At 59.4% G+C, this 19,938-nt stretch carries 21 protein-coding genes and 1 pseudogene; 14 read left to right on the top strand and 8 right to left on the bottom strand.

Annotated elements, in window-relative coordinates:
• Positions 1-35 precede the first annotated feature (35 nt).
• Positions 36-667, bottom strand: a pseudogene (locus GS605_RS09710) (peroxiredoxin).
• A gap of 133 nt (positions 668-800) precedes the next feature.
• Here GS605_RS09710 and GS605_RS09705 point away from each other — a divergent pair.
• The 6 genes from GS605_RS09705 to GS605_RS09680 all read left to right on the top strand — a co-directional run bounded on the left by GS605_RS09705 (position 801) and on the right by GS605_RS09680 (position 6,985).
• Positions 801-1,271: an Rrf2 family transcriptional regulator gene (locus GS605_RS09705; protein ID WP_171638354.1), complete on the top strand. Its 471-nt coding sequence runs from the start codon at positions 801-803 to the stop codon at positions 1,269-1,271.
• Positions 1,268-1,933, top strand: a complete 666-nt coding sequence (locus GS605_RS09700) for a Crp/Fnr family transcriptional regulator (protein WP_171723849.1) — start codon at positions 1,268-1,270, stop codon at positions 1,931-1,933. The genes GS605_RS09705 and GS605_RS09700 overlap by 4 nt, the downstream gene beginning before the upstream one ends.
• Before the next feature lie 151 nt (positions 1,934-2,084).
• Positions 2,085-2,456 carry a hypothetical protein gene (locus GS605_RS09695; RefSeq protein WP_171723848.1) on the top strand — a complete coding sequence of 124 codons (372 nt, stop codon included), beginning with the start codon at positions 2,085-2,087 and terminating at the stop codon, positions 2,454-2,456.
• Between the two features lie 99 nt (positions 2,457-2,555).
• Positions 2,556-3,440, top strand: coding sequence for an MBL fold metallo-hydrolase (locus GS605_RS09690; protein ID WP_171723945.1), 885 nt, complete (start codon positions 2,556-2,558; stop codon positions 3,438-3,440).
• A gap of 14 nt (positions 3,441-3,454) precedes the next feature.
• Positions 3,455-5,137, top strand: a complete 1,683-nt coding sequence (locus GS605_RS09685; RefSeq protein ID WP_171723847.1) for a bifunctional protein tyrosine phosphatase family protein/NAD(P)/FAD-dependent oxidoreductase — start codon at positions 3,455-3,457, stop codon at positions 5,135-5,137.
• A 114-nt stretch (positions 5,138-5,251) separates the two neighbouring features.
• Positions 5,252-6,985: a SulP family inorganic anion transporter gene (locus GS605_RS09680; protein ID WP_171723846.1), complete on the top strand. Its 1,734-nt coding sequence runs from the start codon at positions 5,252-5,254 to the stop codon at positions 6,983-6,985.
• Between the two features lie 5 nt (positions 6,986-6,990).
• Here GS605_RS09680 and GS605_RS09675 read toward each other — a convergent pair whose 3' ends face one another.
• The 4 genes from GS605_RS09675 to GS605_RS09660 form a co-directional block, all read right to left on the bottom strand.
• The gene (locus tag GS605_RS09675) at positions 6,991-7,743 is read right to left on the bottom strand and encodes an anti-sigma factor (RefSeq protein WP_171723845.1); all 753 of its coding nucleotides are present in this window, start codon (positions 7,741-7,743) and stop codon (positions 6,991-6,993) included.
• Positions 7,740-8,249, bottom strand: coding sequence for an RNA polymerase sigma factor (locus GS605_RS09670; RefSeq protein ID WP_171638366.1), 510 nt, complete (start codon positions 8,247-8,249; stop codon positions 7,740-7,742). Before GS605_RS09670 ends, GS605_RS09675 begins: the two co-directional genes overlap by 4 nt.
• Before the next feature lie 47 nt (positions 8,250-8,296).
• The gene (locus GS605_RS09665; RefSeq protein ID WP_171638368.1) at positions 8,297-8,686 is read right to left on the bottom strand and encodes a hypothetical protein; all 390 of its coding nucleotides are present in this window, start codon (positions 8,684-8,686) and stop codon (positions 8,297-8,299) included.
• 350 nt (positions 8,687-9,036) lie between these two features.
• Complete coding sequence (locus tag GS605_RS09660; RefSeq protein WP_171723844.1) at positions 9,037-10,704, bottom strand: GMC family oxidoreductase; 1,668 nt, start codon at positions 10,702-10,704, stop codon at positions 9,037-9,039.
• Between the two features lie 225 nt (positions 10,705-10,929).
• On the opposite strand from GS605_RS09660, the gene GS605_RS09655 reads away from it, so the two are divergent.
• From GS605_RS09655 to GS605_RS09645, 3 genes are all read left to right on the top strand, one after another.
• Entirely contained in the window at positions 10,930-11,841 is a 912-nt protein-coding gene (locus tag GS605_RS09655) for a LysR family transcriptional regulator (RefSeq protein WP_171723843.1), read from the top strand.
• A 177-nt stretch (positions 11,842-12,018) separates the two neighbouring features.
• Positions 12,019-12,195: a hypothetical protein gene (locus tag GS605_RS09650; RefSeq protein WP_171638374.1), complete on the top strand. Its 177-nt coding sequence runs from the start codon at positions 12,019-12,021 to the stop codon at positions 12,193-12,195.
• Between the two features lie 478 nt (positions 12,196-12,673).
• Positions 12,674-13,018 (top strand): TetR/AcrR family transcriptional regulator C-terminal domain-containing protein, encoded by a 345-nt coding sequence (locus GS605_RS09645; RefSeq protein ID WP_171723842.1) that lies wholly within the window; start codon positions 12,674-12,676, stop codon positions 13,016-13,018.
• A gap of 182 nt (positions 13,019-13,200) precedes the next feature.
• On the opposite strand, the gene GS605_RS09640 is transcribed toward GS605_RS09645, so the two are convergent.
• Positions 13,201-13,710, bottom strand: coding sequence for a MarR family winged helix-turn-helix transcriptional regulator (locus GS605_RS09640; RefSeq protein WP_171723841.1), 510 nt, complete (start codon positions 13,708-13,710; stop codon positions 13,201-13,203).
• Between the two features lie 77 nt (positions 13,711-13,787).
• Here GS605_RS09640 and GS605_RS09635 point away from each other — a divergent pair, with 77 nt between their 5' ends.
• Both GS605_RS09635 and GS605_RS09630 read left to right on the top strand, forming a co-directional pair.
• Positions 13,788-14,675: an EamA family transporter gene (locus GS605_RS09635; protein ID WP_171723840.1), complete on the top strand. Its 888-nt coding sequence runs from the start codon at positions 13,788-13,790 to the stop codon at positions 14,673-14,675.
• A 12-nt stretch (positions 14,676-14,687) separates the two neighbouring features.
• Entirely contained in the window at positions 14,688-15,329 is a 642-nt protein-coding gene (locus GS605_RS09630) for an NAD(P)-dependent oxidoreductase (RefSeq protein ID WP_171723839.1), read from the top strand.
• A 76-nt stretch (positions 15,330-15,405) separates the two neighbouring features.
• Here the strand turns inward: GS605_RS09630 and GS605_RS09625 are convergent, their stop codons facing one another.
• Complete coding sequence (locus GS605_RS09625) at positions 15,406-16,500, bottom strand: Gfo/Idh/MocA family protein (RefSeq protein ID WP_171723838.1); 1,095 nt, start codon at positions 16,498-16,500, stop codon at positions 15,406-15,408.
• Between the two features lie 12 nt (positions 16,501-16,512).
• Complete coding sequence (locus GS605_RS09620) at positions 16,513-17,223, bottom strand: GntR family transcriptional regulator (protein ID WP_171723837.1); 711 nt, start codon at positions 17,221-17,223, stop codon at positions 16,513-16,515.
• Positions 17,224-17,328: 105 nt separating this feature from the next.
• Between GS605_RS09620 and GS605_RS09615 the strand changes: the two genes are divergently transcribed.
• The 3 genes from GS605_RS09615 to GS605_RS09605 are packed head-to-tail and all read left to right on the top strand — an operon-like array spanning position 17,329 to position 19,888.
• Positions 17,329-18,483, top strand: a complete 1,155-nt coding sequence (locus GS605_RS09615) for an LLM class flavin-dependent oxidoreductase (protein WP_171723836.1) — start codon at positions 17,329-17,331, stop codon at positions 18,481-18,483.
• A complete protein-coding gene (locus GS605_RS09610; RefSeq protein ID WP_171638390.1) occupies positions 18,483-19,373 on the top strand; it encodes an aldo/keto reductase family oxidoreductase in 891 nt (296 codons plus the stop codon). The genes GS605_RS09615 and GS605_RS09610 overlap by 1 nt, the downstream gene beginning before the upstream one ends.
• Entirely contained in the window at positions 19,370-19,888 is a 519-nt protein-coding gene (locus GS605_RS09605; RefSeq protein WP_171723835.1) for a flavin reductase family protein, read from the top strand. Before GS605_RS09610 ends, GS605_RS09605 begins: the two co-directional genes overlap by 4 nt.
• Positions 19,889-19,938: the final 50 nt, after the last annotated feature.

Genomic DNA, 19,938 nt, shown 5'->3' with positions numbered 1-19,938 from the left:
ATTTGCGACAGAACCCGCGCAAGTCCGGCGACCTTTCAGCCGGCCAGTTTCACCTTCCGCAAATAAGGCCGGATCTCTTCCCAACCTTGCGGGAACAGTTCCCTGGCGTTTTCATTCGGAATTGATGATGGAATGATCGCCGCACCACCAGGCACCCAATCGGCGGGCAGGGCCACGCATTTCGCGTCGCTGGTTTGCAGCGCATAGATCACACGCAGGACTTCTTCGAAGTAGCGCCCAACGTTGATGGGATAGGTCATGGTCAGGCGTAGCACCTCGTCGGGGTCGATGATGAACACCGACCGTACCGCGGCGGTTTCGGACTGCGCCGGGTGGATCATCTGATACAGTTTGGCGATCTTCAGATCAGGGTCGGCCACGATGAGAAAGGTCAGGTTCGTATGCTGGGTGTCGTTGACGACTTCGATCCAGCGCAGGTGTTCGGCGACGGTGTCGGTGCGCAGACCGATGGTTTTCACGCCACGCTCGGAAAATTCGTCGGCCAGCTGCGCAGTGCGGCCCATTTCAGTGGTGCAGACCGGAGTAAAGTCGGCGGGATGGATAAAAAAAACGCCCAGTCGTCGCCGATCCAGTGTTGGAAGGAAATCGGGCCGGTCGTGGTGCCGGCCTGGAAATCGCGAACAACGTCCCCAAGAAGCAAGGTCATTGGTCTTCCTTTCGGTCTTTTGGGCTTTGTTTCATCGGTTCAGGTAGTTCCGTGCCGCATCCCGGTCAGTGACAAGATCGCCGAGCTTGCTAATAAATTATATTTAAAATAGAGGTTTAGAAAAGAGACGTACATGAAACTCACATCCTATTCCAATTTCGCTCTGCGTTCGTTGCAGTTGGCGGCGCTCAAGGCGCCGAACCGCATCCGCGTAGACGATGTCGTGCGCGTGCACGGGCTGGCCCGACCGCATATCGTGAAGATCGTGCACGAATTGGGCCGCGCCGGTTATCTGGAAACCACGCGGGGTCGGGGTGGTGGGTTCCGGCTGGCCAAACCGGCCGAGGACATCGTCATCGGCGATGTCATTCGCCTGACCGAAGGGCCACTGGACGTGGTCGAATGTTTCAATCCTGAAAAAAATACCTGTCCGCTGATCGGAATATGCAAGCTGTCACAGGCGATTCAAAAAGCGACCCGGGCGTTCATGGCGGTGCTCGATGATCTGACTCTCGCCGACATCGCCGCAAACCGGGGTGAGTTGCTGAACCGCATCGCGCCGATCGAGGAGGGCATCGTGGCACCCATGCGCAAGGCAAGATGACGATCACCGACTGGACCGAGCGTTTCCACGGCACCAGCCGCCTTCCCAAACCGGTACGGGAAAGGTTGCGGACAGCCGCCCGAATCCTGAGTTTCCCGAAGGGTGCCCAGGTATTCGGGCCAGACAATGTGCCCGACAGCCTGCTCTTTCTGTATCACGGCCGGGTCCGGGTCTCTCAAAGGTCGGATTCCGGGCGCGAGATTGTGTTGTATCGAGTCGAGGCCGGTGAAAGCTGTGTACTGACCACAGCCTGCATGTTGGCCGAAGAAGCTTATAATTCAGAAGGTATTGCCGAGACCGATGTCGTTGCCGTGGTTCTGCCGAAGCTCTCGTTTGATCGTCTGGCCTCGGAAGAGGATGCCTTTCGCCAGTTTGTCTTCGAGGCCTATTCGCGCCGATTGATCGATCTGTTGCGGGTGGTGGATGATGTGGCCTTCGGGCATCTGGACGTGCGCTTGGCCGAGCGTCTTCTTGTCTTGGCCGAGGGGGGCGATGAAATCCGGGCCACCCATCAACAGCTTGCCAGCGAGCTGGGCACTGCGCGCGAAGTCATCACGCGGATTTTGCAGGATTTCCAAAAGCGCGAGATGATCAGCCAATCGCGCGGACGGATCACTTTGACCGACAAGCCTGCATTGGAAAGACAGGCTCAGGGCGTCTGAAAATTGCCAAAGGGTTGCGGGTTTCGTGACTTTGTCACTGAACTGGTGCTTTGAAAGTTATATTTGCATTTCAACTTTAGATTCGCGCCCAAGGTATCGAGGCCCTGAACAGAATTTCGGTTGCCGGCGGACCAAAACCCAGGAGACGGAAATGGATGACCGCAAAAACATCCCGAAGCTCGGCGGCATTGCCCTTGCGGCGCTTGCCGCTGCGGCGGTCGGTGCGCTCGGCACCTGTTTTCTGCGGCACGATGCACCCGGCCGCAAGGCTGGAAGGGCCGGCAGCCCGATGCGGCATCGCCACACAGCGGAAGGGCAAGGCCATGACGACGTGAACACGCCGGGATTGCGCGGCCGAAATGCGACGCCCGAGGAAATAGCCAAACTGGCAGCGATGTTCCGCAACTTCGATCCCATCACGGGAAATGTCGAAAACCTGCCGGACGGCATCCGTACCGTCACCCGGTCACCGGATACCCGGGTCATGGCGGCCGTTCACGAAATGATGTTGAAGCGCGGCTGACAAAGGCTCGACTCGCGCCCAAGAGGAGGCACGAATATGAACGATCAGAAGTCCATTGACACGCACAACCAAAGGATGACAGACGCGATCGCGACGCCGATTGGCGCCTATCCTGTTGACCAAAGCGTCAGGCCCGAGGTTCAGGGGTTCTATGACGAGGCGACGGCGACGATCAGCTATATCGTCAAGGACCCGACGTCGAACGCCTGCGCGATCATCGACAGCGTGATGGACATCGACTATGCGGCCGGCAGGATCACGTTCGACCATGCCGACCTGCTGATCGTCGAGATCGAAAAGCAGGGTCTGAAGCTGGAATGGATCATCGAAACGCATGCGCATGCGGATCATTTGTCGGCGGCGCCCTACATCCAGCAGAAGCTGGGCGGCATGATCGGCATCGGCGAGAACATCAAAATCGTGCAGGAGGTGTTCGGCAAGATCTTCAACGAAGGCACCGAGTTCCAGCGCGACGGCAGCCAGTTCGATGCGCTGTTCACCGATGGCATGACCTACAAGATCGGCAACATGACCGCCTTTGCCATGCACACGCCGGGCCACACGCCGGCCTGCATGGTGCATGTCATGGGCGATGTGGCTTTTGTGGGTGATACGCTGTTCATGCCCGATGGCGGCTCGGCCCGGGCCGATTTCCCGGGCGGGGATGCCGGCACGCTGTATGACTCGATCCAGAAGGTGCTGAGCCTGCCTGACGAGACGCGCCTGTTCATGTGTCACGACTATGGCCCCAACGGGCGGGACATCCGCTGGGAAACCACCGTGGTCGAGGAGAAGGCGCACAACATCCATGTGGGCGGCGGCAAGAGTCGGGACGAGTTCATCAAGATGCGCACCGAGCGTGACGCGACGCTGGCCATGCCGACACTGATCATCCCGTCGATCCAGGTCAACATCCGCGCGGGCGACGTCCCGACCGATCAGGATGGGAATCAGATGCTCAAAGTTCCCGTCAACAAACTCTGATCTGCGGAGGCAACATGGATATTAGGAAAATATCAGACGCACTGTCGGTCTCGCCGCAGATCACGCCGGGCGACATGGAAACCGTCAAGGCGGCGGGGTTTCGGGCGATCATCTGCAACCGGCCCGATGGCGAAGGTGCCGATCAGCCCAGCTTTGACGAGATCGAGGCTGCGGCCCGGAAACATGGCCTTGAGGCGCGCTATGTCCCGGTACAGAGCGGGATGGTCAAGGATGATGACTCGCAGGCATTTGGCCGTACCCTGACCGAGTTGCCGGGCCCGGTTCTGGCCTATTGCCGGACGGGCACGCGCTCGGCCACGTTGTGGTCGCTGCACGAGGCAGCGCACAAGCGGCCCGTCTCCGAGATTCTGACGGCCACCAAGGTCGCCGGTTACGACATGAGCGGCGTCGCCCGCCGAATCGCCAATGGCGGCAAGACCCCGACCGACACGGGGGATGCGTCCTTTGACGTGGTGATCGTAGGCGGCGGCGCCGGGGGCATCGCCACCGCCGCCAGCCTGCATGCGCGCAAATCCGACTTGTCGATCGCCATCATCGACCCGTCCGACGTGCATTATTATCAACCCGGTTGGACCCTGGTGGGCGGCGGCGTATTCACGCCCGAACAGACGGCCAAGACGATGGGTTCGCTGATCCCGAGGGGAGTCAAATGGATCAAGGCCGCTGTGGCCGCGTTCGAGCCGCAGAACAACGCCGTGATTCTGGATGGTTGCCGGGTCGTCAAATACGACCGTCTGGTGGTGTCTCCGGGGCTCAAGCTGGACTGGGGCGCGGTTGAGGGGCTGGAGGAAACGCTGGGCCGTAACGGGGTGACCTCGAACTATCGCTATGACCTGGCGCCTTATACCTGGCAGTTGGTCGAAGGGCTGAAGGCGGGCCGCGCGCTGTTCACCCAACCGCCGATGCCGATCAAATGTGCCGGCGCGCCGCAGAAGGCGATGTATCTGTCGGGCGATGCGTGGGTCCGGCGCGGGGTTCTGAAGGATATCGACATCCAGTTCATGAACGCGGGCGGGGTGCTGTTCGGGGTAAAGGACTATGTCCCGGCGCTGATGGAGTACGTCAGGAAATACGACGCCACGCTAAATTTCTTTCACAATCTGGTTTCAGTGGACGGTCCCGCGAAAACGGCCACGTTCACGGTGGCCAAACCCGATGAGCAGCCCGAGCAGGTGACGGTCGAGTTCGACATGATGCATGTCTGCCCGCCGCAGGTGGCGCCGGACTTCATCCGGGTCTCGCCGCTGGCCGATGCGGCGGGTTGGGTCGATGTCGATCAGGCGACGCTGCGGCACAAGAGCTTTGACAACATCTGGTCTCTGGGCGACGTGATGAACGCCCCAAACGCCAAAACCGCGGCCGCCGCGCGCAAGCAGGCGCCGACCTTGGCCGACAACATCCTGGCCGATATCGAAGGGCGCTCGCCGGTGGCGGCCTATGACGGCTATGGCTCGTGCCCGCTGACGGTGGAGCGCGGCAAGATCGTGCTGGCCGAGTTCGGGTATGGCGGTGTTCTGAAACCCAGTTTCCCAAAATTCCTGATCGACGGCACCAGACCCAGCCGCGCGGCCTGGTTCCTCAAGGAAAAGCTGCTGCCACCGGTCTATTGGTCGGCAATGCTGAAGGGCAAGGAATGGATGGCCAAGCCCGAACCGTTGAAAGTCGCGGCTGAATAAGCCGCCCACCCCCGAAACCGACGCAAGTTCTGTCCTGTCTTCGCGCAAGTCAGGCCTTGATCTGGCGGTCAGAGCCATCTCGTGCTGACCGCCGCCTTTTCAGGACGAAACCCCATGCAGAGCCTTTATCGTTACCTTCCCATTCTCGACTGGGGCCGCCGGTATGATCGGGCGGCGCTGTCGAACGACCTGATCGCCGCAGTGATCGTCACGATCATGCTGATCCCGCAATCGCTGGCCTATGCGCTGCTGGCGGGGCTGCCGCCCGAGGCGGGGATCTATGCCTCTATTGTGCCGATCATCCTCTATGCGGTTTTTGGAACCAGTCGGGCGCTGGCGGTGGGGCCGGTGGCGGTGGTGTCGCTGCTGACGGCAAGCGCCGTGGGGCAGGTGGCCGAGCAGGGCACCGCCGGATATGCGGTGGCGGCGCTGACACTGGCCTTTCTGTCAGGCGGGTTCCTGGTGTTGCTGGGCGTGTTCCGGCTGGGCTTTCTGGCCAACTTCCTGTCGCATCCGGTAATTGCGGGCTTCATCACCGCATCGGGCATCCTGATCGCCACCAGCCAGCTCAAGCACATCCTGGGGGTCAGCGCGCATGGGCATACTCTGCCCGAGATGCTGGGATCGATCGTTGAGAATCTCGGCCAGACCAACGGGATCGCCCTGGTGATCGGCGTGCTGGCAACGGCCTTCCTGTTCTGGGTGCGCAAGAACCTCAAACCCGCGCTGCGACGCATCGGGGTGCCACCGCTGCTGGCGGATGTGCTGACCAAGGCCGGGCCAGTGGCGGCCGTTGTGGCAACCACCGTTGCGGTTTGGGCCTTCGGGCTGGACGCGCGGGGTGTCAAGATCGTCGGCGAGGTGCCTCAGAGCCTGCCGCCGCTGACCCTGCCGGGACTGTCTTCGGACCTGATCGGCGCGCTGCTGGTGCCCGCCATACTGATCTCGATCATCGGCTTCGTCGAAAGTATTTCGGTTGCGCAGACGCTGGCCGCCAAGAAACGCCAGCGTATTGACCCGGATCAGGAACTGATCGGCCTTGGGGCGGCCAATCTGGGCGCCGCGTTCTCCGGGGGATACCCCGTTACGGGGGGATTCGCACGATCGGTGGTCAATTTCGATGCGGGCGCCGAAACCCCTGCGGCCGGTGCCTTCACCGCCATCGGGTTGGCGATAGCCGCGCTGTTCCTGACCCCGCTGGTCTACTTCCTGCCCAAGGCAACGCTGGCCGCTACGATCATCGTGGCGGTGCTCAGCCTGGTGGATTTCTCGATCCTGAAAAAGACCTGGGGCTATTCGCGGGCCGATTTTGCCGCCGTGGCCGCCACCATCCTGCTGACCCTGCTGGCCGGGGTCGAGACCGGCGTGGCCAGCGGTGTGGCGATCTCGATCCTGCTGCATCTGTACAAGACCTCGCGCCCGCATGTGGCCGAGCTGGGGCTGGTGCCGGGCACCCAGCACTTCCGCAACATCCTGCGCCACAAGGTCGAGACCGACCCCACGCTGGTCACGCTGAGGGTGGATGAAAGCCTGTACTTTGTGAACGCCCGCTTCCTCGAGGATCTGATCCAGTCGCGCGTGACCGAAGGCTGCGAGATCTGCAACGTGGTTCTGATGTTCTCGGCGGTGAACGAGGTCGACTTTTCGGCGCTGGAAAGCCTCGAGGCGATCAATGACCGCTTGCGCGACATGGGCGTCGGTCTGCATCTGAGCGAGGTCAAAGGCCCGGTCATGGACAGGCTGAAACAGTCCCACTTCCTCGACGACCTGAACGGCAAGGTCTTTCTGTCACAGTATGACGCGTGGAAATCCCTGACCGACCGCGAACCGGTGCGCGCGGCGGAATAGCCCTGTCAGATCAGTTCTTCATGGGCCTTGCGCGCGATGGTTTCGATGACCTGGCGACCGGAGCGGCCCACCATGGAATATTCCCACCGCCCATCCTGCCAGAACACGATGCCCAAATCCCCGTCGCGCCGGTATTGAAACGAGGTTCGAGCTGGGTCCGTGGTCAGATTGGCAAACAGGCTGAGGCGGTCGCCGGATTCGTTTTCGTACAGGAAGAAGGCCGCCGGGCCTTGGCCCAGTGGCAGCAGCCGACCTCCGATCAGCCGGTAGCCGGTCTCTCCCAGTTCCGGCGCGATCACCGGCGCGCCCAGCCGGTTGCTGAGCCAGGTTTGCAGATGCTCGCGCTCATCGGCGAACACCTCGACCGGGTGCAGAACCTCGGGTGAATAAAGGGCGTGTGCCGCTGCCGCCTGAATTGGTGCCTGCGCCATCAATTTCTCGGGCTTGACAGAATCCCGCGACAGAAGCAGACCACTGCCCAGACCCAAGGCAAAGATCGCCACCGCTGCGGCCAGCCGCCCTAATACACCGTGACTGGTGCCCTCGCGCGCCCTGTGCATCAGCCGGTCCAGTTGCGCGGGATCGGGCTGCGGCACCGAGATGCGCATTATTCCCGCCTGCCGGATCATTGCCGCCAGCCGCGCACGGTCGGCGGGATGTGCGGCAAGGTGCCGGTCCAGACGGTCCTGCTGAGATGGCGTCAACTGGCCGTCGACTGCGGCCTGAATCAGAGTGTCCATGTTCGGTTCGGTCGTCATGTCATGCTCCGCAATCGTGATTTGCCCGCCTGTTCTTCCGGGGCTTGCAGCCGTGTCCGGGCCCGGGACAACCGAGACATGACGGTGCCCTGCGGGACGCCCAGCAATCGGGCGGTCTCGGCATAGGTCAACCCCGCGATGGTGACCGCCAGCAGAACAAGTTTCTGATCCTCCGGCAAGGCGTCGATCCGACGCCACAGCCAGCGCAGTTCCAATCGCTCTTCGGCGGTCGCCTCGGGCGAGACCAGTTGATCCAACGCCCGAGGATCGGTTTCGGGACGGATCGCAGCGCGCCGCCGGTCATTGCGAAAACAATTAAGCAGGATTTTCATCGCCCAGGGCTTGACCGGGTGGCCCGGCCATCTGAGCCCCTTTTTTCGGATCGCGCGCAAGACCGCATCCTGCACCAGATCGTCGGCCAGGTCGCGATTCCGGGTCAGTGAAAACGCAAATCGCCACAGATCGGGCAAGGCGTCTTCGAGTTGCTGGTCGAAGGTCCGTGTCATCGTCTAAGCCAAAGGCGGCCCGGTCGGACCGCCCCCTGGCGCCGCAATCAGGGCCGCGCGGTATGCCACACGCCCTTAACGCCGTCGCCGGTCATTTCTCCGGGTTGCTTGTCCTTGATCCACAGATACAGCGGTTGGCCCTTGTAGGCGACCTGCATTGTTCCATCGTCGCGCTGGATCAACGAATAGTTCTTGGGCAGTTCGGTTCCCGCGGCTGCGGTCAGCGGCGGCCAGTTCACTGCGCATTGATCATAGCAGTAGGACTTGCCCGTTTCGTCTTTGTCGAACGTATAAAGCGTCATCTTGTTGGCATCCATCAAAATAGTCTGATCGCCCAGTTTCCCGGTCAGGACCGGGGCGTCGCCAGCTGCGGCGGCGGTTGCAAGGGCGCATGCCATCAGGGTGGATGCGGTCAGCGCAAAAGAAGTGCGGGTCATTCGGGTGTTCCTCCGTGTCGGGCGTCTGCATCATCGCAGACATGACACTTACACGCAGGCGATCGGGTTTATTCCCCCGGGCTTGAATTTTATTCGCGCCCGGCAGGGTCATGCGTGCCGCGCCAAATGCCGGTTGATTGGACAAAGACATCGGGAAGCGGATGTCGCGTCGCTGCGGAGCGATCGGAACATCGTTGATGCCGCGCCCGGATCGCCCAGCAACATTGCGACAGCAGGACCGGTGATATACCGGCCAAAGTTGGCGACTCTCACGCCGGTCACCGGAAGATCGGAGAACGGCTTGCGCGTGGTTCCTCCGTGAAGTTGTTGCACCCGGATGCCTACAGGATTTATTGACCGGCCAGCATCCAGCCTGCGGCCTTTTCTGCAATCATGATCGTGGGCGAATTGGTGTTTCCACTGGTGATCTCTGGCATGATCGAGGCATCAACGACGCGCAGCCCAATCACCCCCTTCATGCGCAAATGCGAATCGAGAACGGCGGTTTCATCATCCTGTCGGCCCATCTTGATCGTACCAACCGGGTGAAAGATCGTGCTGGCGATGTCGCCTGCCAAACGGGCCAGTTCCTCGTCGGTTTGATACTGAATGCCCGGCTTGAACTCTTCCGGCTCGTAAGCTTCCATCGCGGGCTGAGACATGATTTCGCGTACCTGCCGCAAACTTTGAGCGGCAACCCTGCGATCTTCGTCTGTGTCGAGATAATTGGGGGTAATCTGGGGCGGCTGACGGAAATCCGAAGACGCGATGCGGACATGCCCGCGGCTGGTCGGATTCAGATTGCAGACGCTGACGGTGATGGCGGGGAAATCATGCAGGTCTTCGCCAAACGCCTCAAGGCTCAGCGGCTGGACGTGGTATTCGAGGTTGGCGTGTGGTCTTGCCGGATCAGACCGGGTGAAAGCCCCCAACTGGCTGGGCGACATGCTCATCGGGCCAGAGCGCTTCAGCACATATTCCAGTCCGATCTTGGCCTTGCCTATCAGCGAATTGGCCAGGGTGTTCAGCGTCTTGGTGCCCTTGACCTTGTAGACCGCGCGAATTTGCAGGTGATCCTGTAGGTTCTCGCCCACATAGGGCGCATCCATAACGACATCAATTCCGTGCTTTTTCAGAAGCGCCGCCGGGCCGATCCCCGACAGTTGCAGGATTTGCGGCGAGTTCACGGCGCCCGCAGACAAAACCACCTCCTTTGAGACCTCGACCGCAACGGGCTGTCCTTTGTGGCAGACAACTGCCCCGGAACAATGCAACCGACCGGTCTCGCCTGTTTCGAAAGTCAGTTTCTCAACCTGCGCCTCGGTCCAGATCGTCAGGTTCGGGCGCGACTTGGCGGGACGCAGAAATGCCTTGGAGGTATTCCAACGCCAGCCAGAACGCTGGTTGACGTCGAAATAGCCAACCCCGGCATTGTCGCCGGTGTTGAAATCATCGGTCTTGGGGATGCCGTATTCGACCGCGGCTTCGGCAAAACTGTCCAGAACATCCCAGCGCAGTCGCTGTTTTTCCACCCGCCATTCGCCGCCATGCCCGTGCAGATCGGAAAACCGACTGTTGTCGCCGGTGCGCGGATCGGCGCCGTCATCCAACCGGTAGTGGTTCTCATGAGCCTTGAAGTCGGCCAGCGCGTTTTCCCAGTTCCATGCCTCTTCACCGGTGAGCTTGGCCCAGTTGTCATAGTCACGGGCCTGGCCCCGCATATAGATCATCCCGTTGATTGAGGAACACCCGCCCAGCGCTTTCCCGCGCGGGTAAAGCAGGCTGCGCCCGTTCAGCCCCTTAGCGGGTTCGGTTTTGTACATCCAGTCTGCGCGCGGGTTGCCGATGCAATAGAGATAGCCAACCGGAATGTGTATCCAAGGATAGGTATCGGGCTTGCCCGCCTCAAGCAGCAAAACCCGGTTCCCTGGATCGGTGCTCAGCCTGTTGGCCATCAGGCACCCGGCCGAACCGCCGCCAATCACAATATAGTCGTACCTGTTTGCGCCATCAGACATCTTTGTCTTCCACCTGTTCTGTCTTTTCGTTGCCAGTTGTGCGCCAGAGGGAACAAGGTATGCTGTTCTCTTGCAGGCTGCACGATTGTGCGGCACGTTTTCTCCGCCACAAGCCAACGATGTGGTTCACGCCCCCTCCCGGAACGCTGGTTTTACCGATCTCTGCGGGAGCGGCAGGCAAAAAGCTAATGACAATTTGCACAATACCATATTAGTAAATTTTATATGGACCGGTTTTCGAGCATTAACACCATCCTGGCCTTCGTGACGGTGGCCCGGGAAGGCAGTGTTTCACGCGCAGCCGAGGTGCTGAACCTAACACAGCCGGCCATCAGCCATCAAATCAAGCGTCTTTCCGAAGACACGGGGCTTACCTTGTTCAACCGAACCGCTACCGGGTTGCAGATCACTCATGACGGCACTGCGGTATTGGCGAAGGCTCAACACGTCCTCGATGCAGTCAGTGATTTCCAACGCAGCGCCTGCCTGCGCGTTGGGCGCTTGAGTGGAAAACTGACGATCGGTACGATCGTCGATCCGGAGTTCATCCGGTTGGGGCGTCTGTTGGCGAATTTGCGCGCAGAGCATCCTGATGTTGAAACCGAACTGAAGCACGGGGTCAGCGGAGATATTTTGACATGGCTCAAGCGGGGTCGGGTTGATGCCGGGTTTTACTTGTGTGGGCCCGATGACCTATCCAGCATCGGGTCGGACGGAGACGATCCGGTGCATGCCATCAAGTTGGCCGAATTCACGTATCGCGTGATCGGACCGGCTGGCTGGCAGAAGCAGGTGGAAGAGTCCGACTGGTCTTCGCTTGCAGCCCTTCCTTGGATCGGCACGCCCGAAGCCTCTGTTCACCATCGCCTTCTGGCCAAAGTTTTCGAACGTCACGCCTGCCGCCCGAATGTGGTTGCGCTGGTGGATCAAGAAGCTTCGATGCTTGAAATGGTCAGGTCCGGCATTGGCCTGAGCCTCTGCCGCGAGTCCATCGCGCTGCATCAAAAGCAATCCTTCGGGCTTGCCGTCTGCAATTCCGTGTCTGTTCCTGCGTGTCTGAGTTTCGCGGCATTGGAACGTCGCAAAGACAACCCGATGATAGCCGAGACATTTGACCTGTTGCTCCGGTCCTGGTGATCGCGTCTGGGAGGTTGCAAAATACTTCTGAGGCGTGTTGCAAATTGCCATCCGGCGCGTTCTACGCGTGGTACGGCGGGCGGCGCTATAAACCTGGTCGGCCCCAAGTGCCATGTTCTGCACAGACAGCAAGTGAGCACAGGACAACTTATTGCATAGTGGGGTGGGTTTCAAACAATGGGTGGTGACGATATCGGCCCGGCTGCTGCAAAGACCATGCATGGTGCAACCGTGCCGCCTTCGTTTCTTGTCGCGTTCCACGCCAAAAACATTGGGAAAGACGTTCAGACAACCTATGATCTGATCCCGGGCGACGACAAGAAACGACACTGGGTCGAGGACGGCGATACGTGACGCTTCATCGGCTGTAACCTCTTTGGCGAGCACCCCGAAACGAAGGCCGAGTTCTGCAACCCGCACATAAGATGACGGCAAAGCTCATACGGGAACGGTCAAGCGATCCTGTAATTGACCAACCAAAATGGCAGAGGTCGCGGACTGACTCTGCCTTGTCAGCTTATCTGCCAAAGAACTCAACCACCGCATCCGACGATGCTTTTACCGCCTCGGGTTTGTAGTAGAAGTCCACGTGCGAGAACTGATCAAATGCCAGTTCCTCGTGCTTATTCGTTAGCTTTCCGACAAATTGCGTTGAGCTAGGGGCGGTGAAGGCCGTACTGCTGTAGATGGTCAGGGATGGCTGCACGATCTTGTCGGCTTAGACTTCTCCGATGGAAAACAGAGACTGCATGCCCCGACCGCCGATGAGCATGTTGGTATAGGTCGGAACCGCCTTCGGCCCTTTGACCCGGATCGTGACTTCGTCGAGCAATTGAAGGAAGCCTTGCGGCGCTGCATTGGGGTGATTACGGAAGAGACGGCCATCGGACTGAATCGGATGGTCATCTCAGAATTGATCCGTGACCTTGACCGGCCCCGGCAATTCTTCACTGAAACCGCGACACTTGATTACCCAATAACCAGGCTGTTCAGCGAAGCCGTGGATGTGGGCGTTATCCGAAAGGCTGAACCGGTTTTTGCAACCAACCAGCTATTGGCGCTGGTAAAGAACTTCTTTTTCTGGCCAGAGTTCTTCCTCGGTAAAAACCCGACGCCCAAAGATGTTTTGGACGATTGCGTCGCGATGTTCCTGGCGCACTACAAAGCAGACGTTTGACGCGTGATCGCGAACGCCCGCTTCGTACCGCGAAATGCACCTTCGAAAGGTTCAGGACTTTGCACCTGCGGCCAAAGTCCGGTCTGGCGGGCGCCGCAGAAGCGATGACCGGTCTGGGCCGCCCATATCGATGCGTCATAGAACCAAAAGGTCGTGGTCATGCGTTGCATCTTGAACGACGATTAATCGCTTGAATTCGCCCCGCTTTCGGAGTTCATCCTTTCATCCAGCGTTTTCAGAAGCCTGTTCAAGTCTTTGGCTTCTCCCGAGGTTAGTCCGCGCAAAAGGCGATGCTGTGTGTCGACATGATCGACGACGGCTTTCTCGATCGTCGCAAATCCGGCTTCTGTCAAACGGATCAGAAACCCGCGTTTGTCTTCAGGGTTTGGCACCCTCTCGACGAGGCCGTGTTTGACGAGTTGATCGATGCGATTGGTCATTGTTCCCGAGGTCACCATGGTCAGATCCAGCAATGCTCCAGGGGATAAGCCATCGGGTTTTCCGGATCTGCGCAGGGTCGCCAGGACATCAAAGCTGGCGGCGTTCAACCCATGAGCCTTCCAGGTTCTTTCCATTTCGCCCCGAAGCTTGGAAGTCAAACGTGACAGCCGACCGATGATTTCCATCGGTCCGACATCAAGGTCGGGCCGGGCCTTGTTCCATTGGGCAATGATGCGGTCTACGTGGTCCATGAAACTATATTGCGAAGTTATCTCTTGACGTCAAGATAAATGGATATATCTTGACCTCAAGATAATGGAGATCCGCGATGAGACATCTCGACATTGCACTAACAGCCATTGCGCCGCTGGTTTGGGGCAGCACCTACTTTGTGACGACGGAATTCCTTCCTTCAGGGTATCCGGTGACGATGGCCGCCCTGCGCGCTCTGCCTGCCGGCCTTCTGCTGCTGGTAATGGCGCCGCGCTTGCCGAAAGGAATTTGGTGGCTGCGCATTTTCGTTCTCGGCGCGCTCAACTTCACGCTTTTCTGGGCCTTTCTGTTTATCGCAGCCTATAGGCTGCCGGGAGGGGTCGCGGCGACAGTCGGTGCGATACAGCCTCTGATCGTCGTGTTCCTGGCCGCGCTGCTGCTTGGGACAGCGATCAGAGCGTCGGCCGTGATGGCTGCCTTGATCGGCATCTTTGGTGTCGGGCTGCTTGTCCTCGGGTCAGGTATAAGGCTTGATCCCATCGGTTTGATTGCCGGAGTTTGCGGGGCGGCGTCGATGGCGGCAGGCACGGTCTTGACTCGGAAATGGCAACCTCCGGTGCCGCTGCTTACCTTCACCGCCTGGCAACTGACCGCCGGCGGTCTGTTGCTGGTGCTTCTGGCCGTCTTCATCGAGCCGCCGCTTCCAACACTGGATGCACGGAACCTCTCAGGCATCCTCTACCTAGCGCTCATCGGGGCTGCGCTCACCTATATCCTGTGGTTTCGCGGTATCTCACGGATAGAGCCAGGGGCCGTCTCGGCGCTTGGTTTTCTCAGCCCGCTCTCCGCCGTTCTGATTGGTTGGGCATTGCTGGGTCAGGCGCTGACACAGATGCAAATCGCCGGGGCCGCGCTTGTCTTTGCAGCAATCTGGCTTGGTCAAAGAGCGGCGCGTACCCGCCCATCTGAGCTTTCGAAAAACCCCATCCGCCACCCATTGTAAAGGTGAACTCCGATGAAACTCATAGTATTTGGTGCCACCGGCAATGTCGGTTCTCGCGTCGTAACGGAAGCGCTTGCTCGCGGGCATCTCGTAACCGCAGCTATTCGAAACGAGGCAGCGATTGCCAAGCTGCCCGAGGGTGTCAGACCGGTCATCGCGGATGCGACAGATCCCGCAACCCTCGTCAAAGCCATGGAGTCTCAGGACCTTGCGATCAGCGCGTTGCGCTCTCCGCCCGGGCGCGAAGGCGAGATCGTGGCTCTGACACGTTCGATCCTAAATGCTGCTTCACGCACGGGTCTTCGGGTGATCATCGTTGGCGGCGCCGCGCGCCTGCATCTGCCAAACGGCAGTCCGCATACGGTTCTGTCAGATCCGGATTTCTTGCCTGACAACATCGTTCCAACAGCCCGCGCATCGATGGCGCAATGGGAGCTCTGCGCCTCTGAAACATCGGCAAATTGGACTTATGCCAGCCCTCCAGCCCTTTTGCAGCCCGGCCCACGCCTGGGCGCGTTCAGAACCGGCACCGACACGCTGCTGGTCGATGAACTGGGCAATTCGGAGATATCGATGGAAGACTTTGCCGTTGCGCTGGTAGACGAGGCACAATCAGCCAATTTCCAGTGTGCTGCGTTCACGGTCGGTTACTAGCACTTGTTCAAGAGCGCCAGGGAAAGGCAGACCGGCCAGCCGACCAGCAGGCCGGGCAGGGACTAGCGGGGGCAGGTCAGACCAGATAAACCGTTTCACCGGTTTCAATTGCCTGTTGTGCCGCTTGCCCCATCCTGACAGCCCAGAGGCCGTCCTTCAAACTTACATCCGGTTTTGCTGTTTCGCCACGAAGCACGGCCAGGAACCCTTTGTGCTGATAATAGGTCGACCCATTGTGATCCCCTGCCGCCAAAAGGGTGGGGTCGACCGGAACGTCCATTGATACCGGACCTTTGGGGTTGCGCGGGCTCAGGATCACCTGCGGCAGCGGCGGGGCACCCAAATGGTCGGGCCAGAATCGTCCGGGTCCGGGAACAAACGCCTCGATCTTGGCGTCCGGTCCGACGGCCGATATTTCTTCTTGGTAGCGTGCGCCTTCGGCAAACATGCAAAGTTCCAACATCGCGCGCGCGCCCGAAGCAAAGTCGACCAGAACATAGCCGTGATCCAGAATATCCGGGGTTTGACCGTCGTAACTTTCGTCCAGATGGTTCACCGCCTGCCCGCCGCTTGCCGTGATGCGCACCGGATCGGATCGCAATATCAGACGCATCAAGTCGAAGAAGTGGCAGCATTTCTCGACGAAAGTACCGCCAGTATTTCGGTTGAACCGGTTCCAGTTGCCGACCTTGTCGAGGAAGGGAAAACGATGCTCGCGGATCGACAGCATTTTCACCCCACCTGTCGCCTCGGCCTTGTCGATCAAAGCAGCGATAGGGGGCATATACCGGTATTCCATCGCAACCCAAATCGGGCAGGGGTAGTCGCGCTGCAACTGCTCGAGCCGGGGCGCGTCCTGCGGGTCGGTGAACAATGGTTTTTCTACCAGAAGCGGCAGAGGACGTGTTTCAGCGATTTCGCAGATCTGGTCCACATGAAGATGGTTCGGGCTGACAATGACGACGCAGTCCAGTTCCTCTACCGCCAGAAGCTGTTGCACGGAACCTGCCATGGTTGCAGTCGGCGCAATTGCCTTGGCGGCTTTTGCCATCTCCTGATCGGGTTCAAAGATCGCAGCCACACTGGTACCTTCCAGCAATCCGATATTGTGCAGGTGCTCTTGCCCCATCATTCCGCATCCAATCAGCCCGTAATTGATGGTCCGGGTCATGTGCGTTTCCTTCTACTTCAGACGTTGAACGTAGTTGGCCCGATCCGGGTCGAACCAGGTTTTTGAGAATTCGACGGGTTCGGCGCTTTCCGACCAGCTGAACCGCTCGATGTAACCGACTGCTTGGCCGGCTGGCTTGGTGAAGTCAGAAGGTGTCCAGTCCGGTAGAGGCCGGACCGAAACCCTGTCTTCGGCTCTTGCGATCCAAAAGCCCAACTGGCGCTGATAATAGCGATAGAGCGAGTCGGACAGCAGGCTCTGGTCGATCAGGCCCGCTGATTCGTCCAGCCAGATTTCTTCGACAGCGATGATTGTATCATTCAGGTAGCGCATCCTCCGGACACGCGAACCGGCGTCAGAAGCACCGAATTTTGGCAGACCAACCGGCTTTTTCAGATGGTCAACCGACAGGATATCCGCACGAGGCAGGCCACCCCCTTCGGGCAGTTCCAGCCTAAACATTGCATAGACGCTGCTTTGCGTACCGGTCTCGCGTATGTAGTTCCCCGAGCCTTGGATTCGCTCCAACATCCCCTTTTTTTCTAGCTCTGAGAGCGATTTTCGCAGCGTCCCAACCGAGACATTCAGCTCTGCGGCCATCTCGCGCTCGGGCGGCAATCGTTCACCGTCAATAAGGCGACCAGCCGCGATGTCACGGATCAGAAGTTCCGCGATCTGAATATATACCGGCAGGGCATTGGGGTTTCGGTTGGATGCAGGCACGGCAGACGCTTCACTCGGTCGCAGGAAAAATTGATACACTATTGATCTACATCAAAGCGATTGCTACGCAAGAGGAAAGTCAAAGATGTACGGAGCGTGAATCAAATGAGCATCGTCCCCATCACATCCCCCGATCTGGATGCGGCCGAAGTTTCGTGGTTCGCTGCCCTGTGTTCCGATGATTACCAGTTCCTTGGCGTTCCCGACGGTGACCTGCGGTCGAGTTGGGAGCATTGCTCGAACATTGTGAAAGAGGCCGAAGCGCAGGGTTTTCGCAACATCCTCTGCCCGTCCTCCTATCAGGTCGGTCAAGACACGCTGAGCTTTGTCGCCGGCTGCGCTCCGATCACCGACCGGATCAACCTGCTGGCCGCCGTACGCTGTGGCGAGATGCAACCGATCATGCTGGCCCGCACCATCGCAACGCTGGACCACATGCTGAAGGGGCGTTTGACGGTCAACATCATCTCATCCGACTTTCCCGGTGAGAAGGCCGACAGCGCGTTCCGCTATCAGCGCTCGCGCGAAGTGGTGGAGATTCTGAAACAGGCCTGGACGCAGGATGAGATCAATCATGCAGGCGAGGTCTACAACTTCTCGGGCCTGACCACCGACCCGGCCAAGCCATATCAGACCGGCGGGCCGCTGCTTTATTTCGGCGGCTATTCTCCCTCTGCTTTGGATCTGTGCGGCGAGCATTGTGACGTCTACCTGATGTGGCCTGAAACCAAGGATCAACTGGCTGAACGGATGAAGGCCGTTCACGCCGTCGCTGAAAACTACGACCGCACGCTGGATTACGGGTTGCGTGTCCATATGATCGTTCGCGATACCGAGGCTGAAGCACAGGAATACGCGGATTACATCGTCTCGAAGCTGGACGACGAATATGGTCGCGCCATCCGCGAACGGGCGCTGGATTCGACCTCGCTGGGGGTGGCGCATCAGGCCAGAAACCGCGATCTGGCGGATGAATACGGCTATGTCGAACCCGGTCTCTGGACCGGTGTTGGCCGGGCACGGTCTGGTTGCGGTGCCGCTCTGGTCGGATCGACGGATCAGGTTATGTCGAAGGTCGAGGAATACAAGAAGATGGGCATCCGCGCCTTCATCTTCTCGGGCTACCCGCATCAGGACGAAGCCCGCCATTTCGGCGCTCGCGTGTTGCCGAATTTGAAAACCTGTTCTCTTCCCGAAGCTTACGGAAGGGTTCCCAAAACGACCCCGGCCACACCGCTGGGCAACGGAGAACGCCGCTGATGCAACGTGTGAAACTTTCTGACTCGCTGGAGATGAGCCGCCTTGTCTATGGCATGTGGCGGTTGGGCGATGACAGTGACACGTCCGCGGGCCATGTCGAGGCCAAGATTCAGACCTGTCTGGATCAGGGTATCACCACCTTCGATCAGGCCGACATCTATGGCGGCTACCAGGCCGAGGCCGTGCTGGGTGCCGCCCTGCGCGCCAATCCAAACCTGCGTCAGAAGATGGAGATCGTCACCAAATGCGACATCGTCGCGCCGGTTGGCCGTTACGCGGATGCGAAGGTAAAATACTACGACACCTCGCGCGCCCACATTCTGAAATCGGTCGACACGTCGCTGTCGGAAATGGCGATTGACCACATCGATCTGCTGTTAATCCACCGCCCGGATCCAATGATGGATCACCATGAAACCGGTGCAGCGCTGGATGAGGTGGTTGCCAGTGGCAAGGTCGGCGCGGTTGGTGTGTCCAACTTCCGCCCTTGGGATTGGTCGTTGCTGCAATCGGCGATGAATACGCCGTTGGTCACCAACCAGATCGAAATTTCTCTGGGTCAGATCAGCCCATTCACCAACGGTGATTTGGCCTTTCACCAACAGCATGGCCATCCGTTGATGGCATGGTCGCCGCTGGGTGGAGGCTTGTTGATGGCCGGAAACCCGCCGGTTGGGGTCGTTGCCGATGAAATCGCAGCCGGGTTCGGCGTAGATCGCGCCGCCGTCGCTGTGGCGTTCCTGCTGGCCCACCCGGCCAACATCCTGCCGGTTCTGGGCACCAACAATCTGGACCGGATCAAACGCGCCTCGGACGCATTGAAAGTCAAACTGGATCGCGAAAGCTGGTTCCGCCTGTACGAGGCGGCACTGGGGCACGAGGTACCATGATGAACGCAATCTCAAAGGACATGACTCGCACCTTCATTCCACATAAGGACGACACACGTACTCTGCGCGACGCCTTCGGCCGCTTTGCAACCGGTGTCACCATCGTGACCTGCAACAGCGCGGACGGTCCGGTCTGCATCACCGCCAACAGCTTTTCGTCCTTGTCGCTTGACCCACCGCTGATCATGTGGGCCGGAGACCGCAACTCGCGTCGCTTCCCCTATTTCCACAAGGCCCGCCATTTCAGCGTGCATGTGCTGTCGTCGGACCAGGCCGAGCTGTGCTTCGGCTGCTCGAAAGACGCATTTGCACTGCGGGACATCAGCCACGAGCGCTGTGAGAATGGGACGCCGGTGTTGGCGGATTGCCTTGCGCGGTTCGAATGCGAACAGCACGCGTATCACGATGCAGGCGATCACGTTATTGTGGTTGGAAAGGTTCTCAAGGCCAGCATGTCGGATGGAGACGCGCTGACATTTTATGCCGGGAAACTCGGCCAATTCGCGAAAGTCTAAGCGCGATTTGATGACCGTGGGGGACACCCACGGCTGACCAAGGGAGGATC

It is taken from the genome of Ruegeria sp. HKCCD7559, assembly GCF_013110575.1.
Classification (GTDB): domain Bacteria; phylum Pseudomonadota; class Alphaproteobacteria; order Rhodobacterales; family Rhodobacteraceae; genus Ruegeria.
Note: the sequence above shows the minus strand (reverse complement) of the source record. Positions and strands in the feature narration are given on the sequence as shown.

Excerpts from the sequence above, each read along its gene's own strand:
- GS605_RS09705 (WP_171638354.1), top strand. The coding sequence starts at position 801 with ATGAAACTCACATCCTATTCCAATTTCGCTCTGCGTTCGTTGCAGTTG.
- GS605_RS09700 (WP_171723849.1), top strand. The coding sequence starts at position 1,268 with ATGACGATCACCGACTGGACCGAGCGTTTCCACGGCACCAGCCGCCTT.
- GS605_RS09695 (WP_171723848.1), top strand. The coding sequence starts at position 2,085 with ATGGATGACCGCAAAAACATCCCGAAGCTCGGCGGCATTGCCCTTGCG.
- GS605_RS09685 (WP_171723847.1), top strand. The coding sequence starts at position 3,455 with ATGGATATTAGGAAAATATCAGACGCACTGTCGGTCTCGCCGCAGATC.
- GS605_RS09680 (WP_171723846.1), top strand. The coding sequence starts at position 5,252 with ATGCAGAGCCTTTATCGTTACCTTCCCATTCTCGACTGGGGCCGCCGG.
- GS605_RS09675 (WP_171723845.1), bottom strand. The coding sequence starts at position 7,743 with ATGACGACCGAACCGAACATGGACACTCTGATTCAGGCCGCAGTCGAC.
- GS605_RS09670 (WP_171638366.1), bottom strand. The coding sequence starts at position 8,249 with ATGACACGGACCTTCGACCAGCAACTCGAAGACGCCTTGCCCGATCTG.
- GS605_RS09665 (WP_171638368.1), bottom strand. The coding sequence starts at position 8,686 with ATGACCCGCACTTCTTTTGCGCTGACCGCATCCACCCTGATGGCATGC.
- GS605_RS09660 (WP_171723844.1), bottom strand. The coding sequence starts at position 10,704 with ATGTCTGATGGCGCAAACAGGTACGACTATATTGTGATTGGCGGCGGT.
- GS605_RS09655 (WP_171723843.1), top strand. The coding sequence starts at position 10,930 with ATGGACCGGTTTTCGAGCATTAACACCATCCTGGCCTTCGTGACGGTG.
- GS605_RS09650 (WP_171638374.1), top strand. The coding sequence starts at position 12,019 with ATGGGTGGTGACGATATCGGCCCGGCTGCTGCAAAGACCATGCATGGT.
- GS605_RS09640 (WP_171723841.1), bottom strand. The coding sequence starts at position 13,710 with ATGGACCACGTAGACCGCATCATTGCCCAATGGAACAAGGCCCGGCCC.
- GS605_RS09635 (WP_171723840.1), top strand. The coding sequence starts at position 13,788 with ATGAGACATCTCGACATTGCACTAACAGCCATTGCGCCGCTGGTTTGG.
- GS605_RS09630 (WP_171723839.1), top strand. The coding sequence starts at position 14,688 with ATGAAACTCATAGTATTTGGTGCCACCGGCAATGTCGGTTCTCGCGTC.
- GS605_RS09625 (WP_171723838.1), bottom strand. The coding sequence starts at position 16,500 with ATGACCCGGACCATCAATTACGGGCTGATTGGATGCGGAATGATGGGG.
- GS605_RS09615 (WP_171723836.1), top strand. The coding sequence starts at position 17,329 with ATGAGCATCGTCCCCATCACATCCCCCGATCTGGATGCGGCCGAAGTT.
- GS605_RS09610 (WP_171638390.1), top strand. The coding sequence starts at position 18,483 with ATGCAACGTGTGAAACTTTCTGACTCGCTGGAGATGAGCCGCCTTGTC.
- GS605_RS09605 (WP_171723835.1), top strand. The coding sequence starts at position 19,370 with ATGATGAACGCAATCTCAAAGGACATGACTCGCACCTTCATTCCACAT.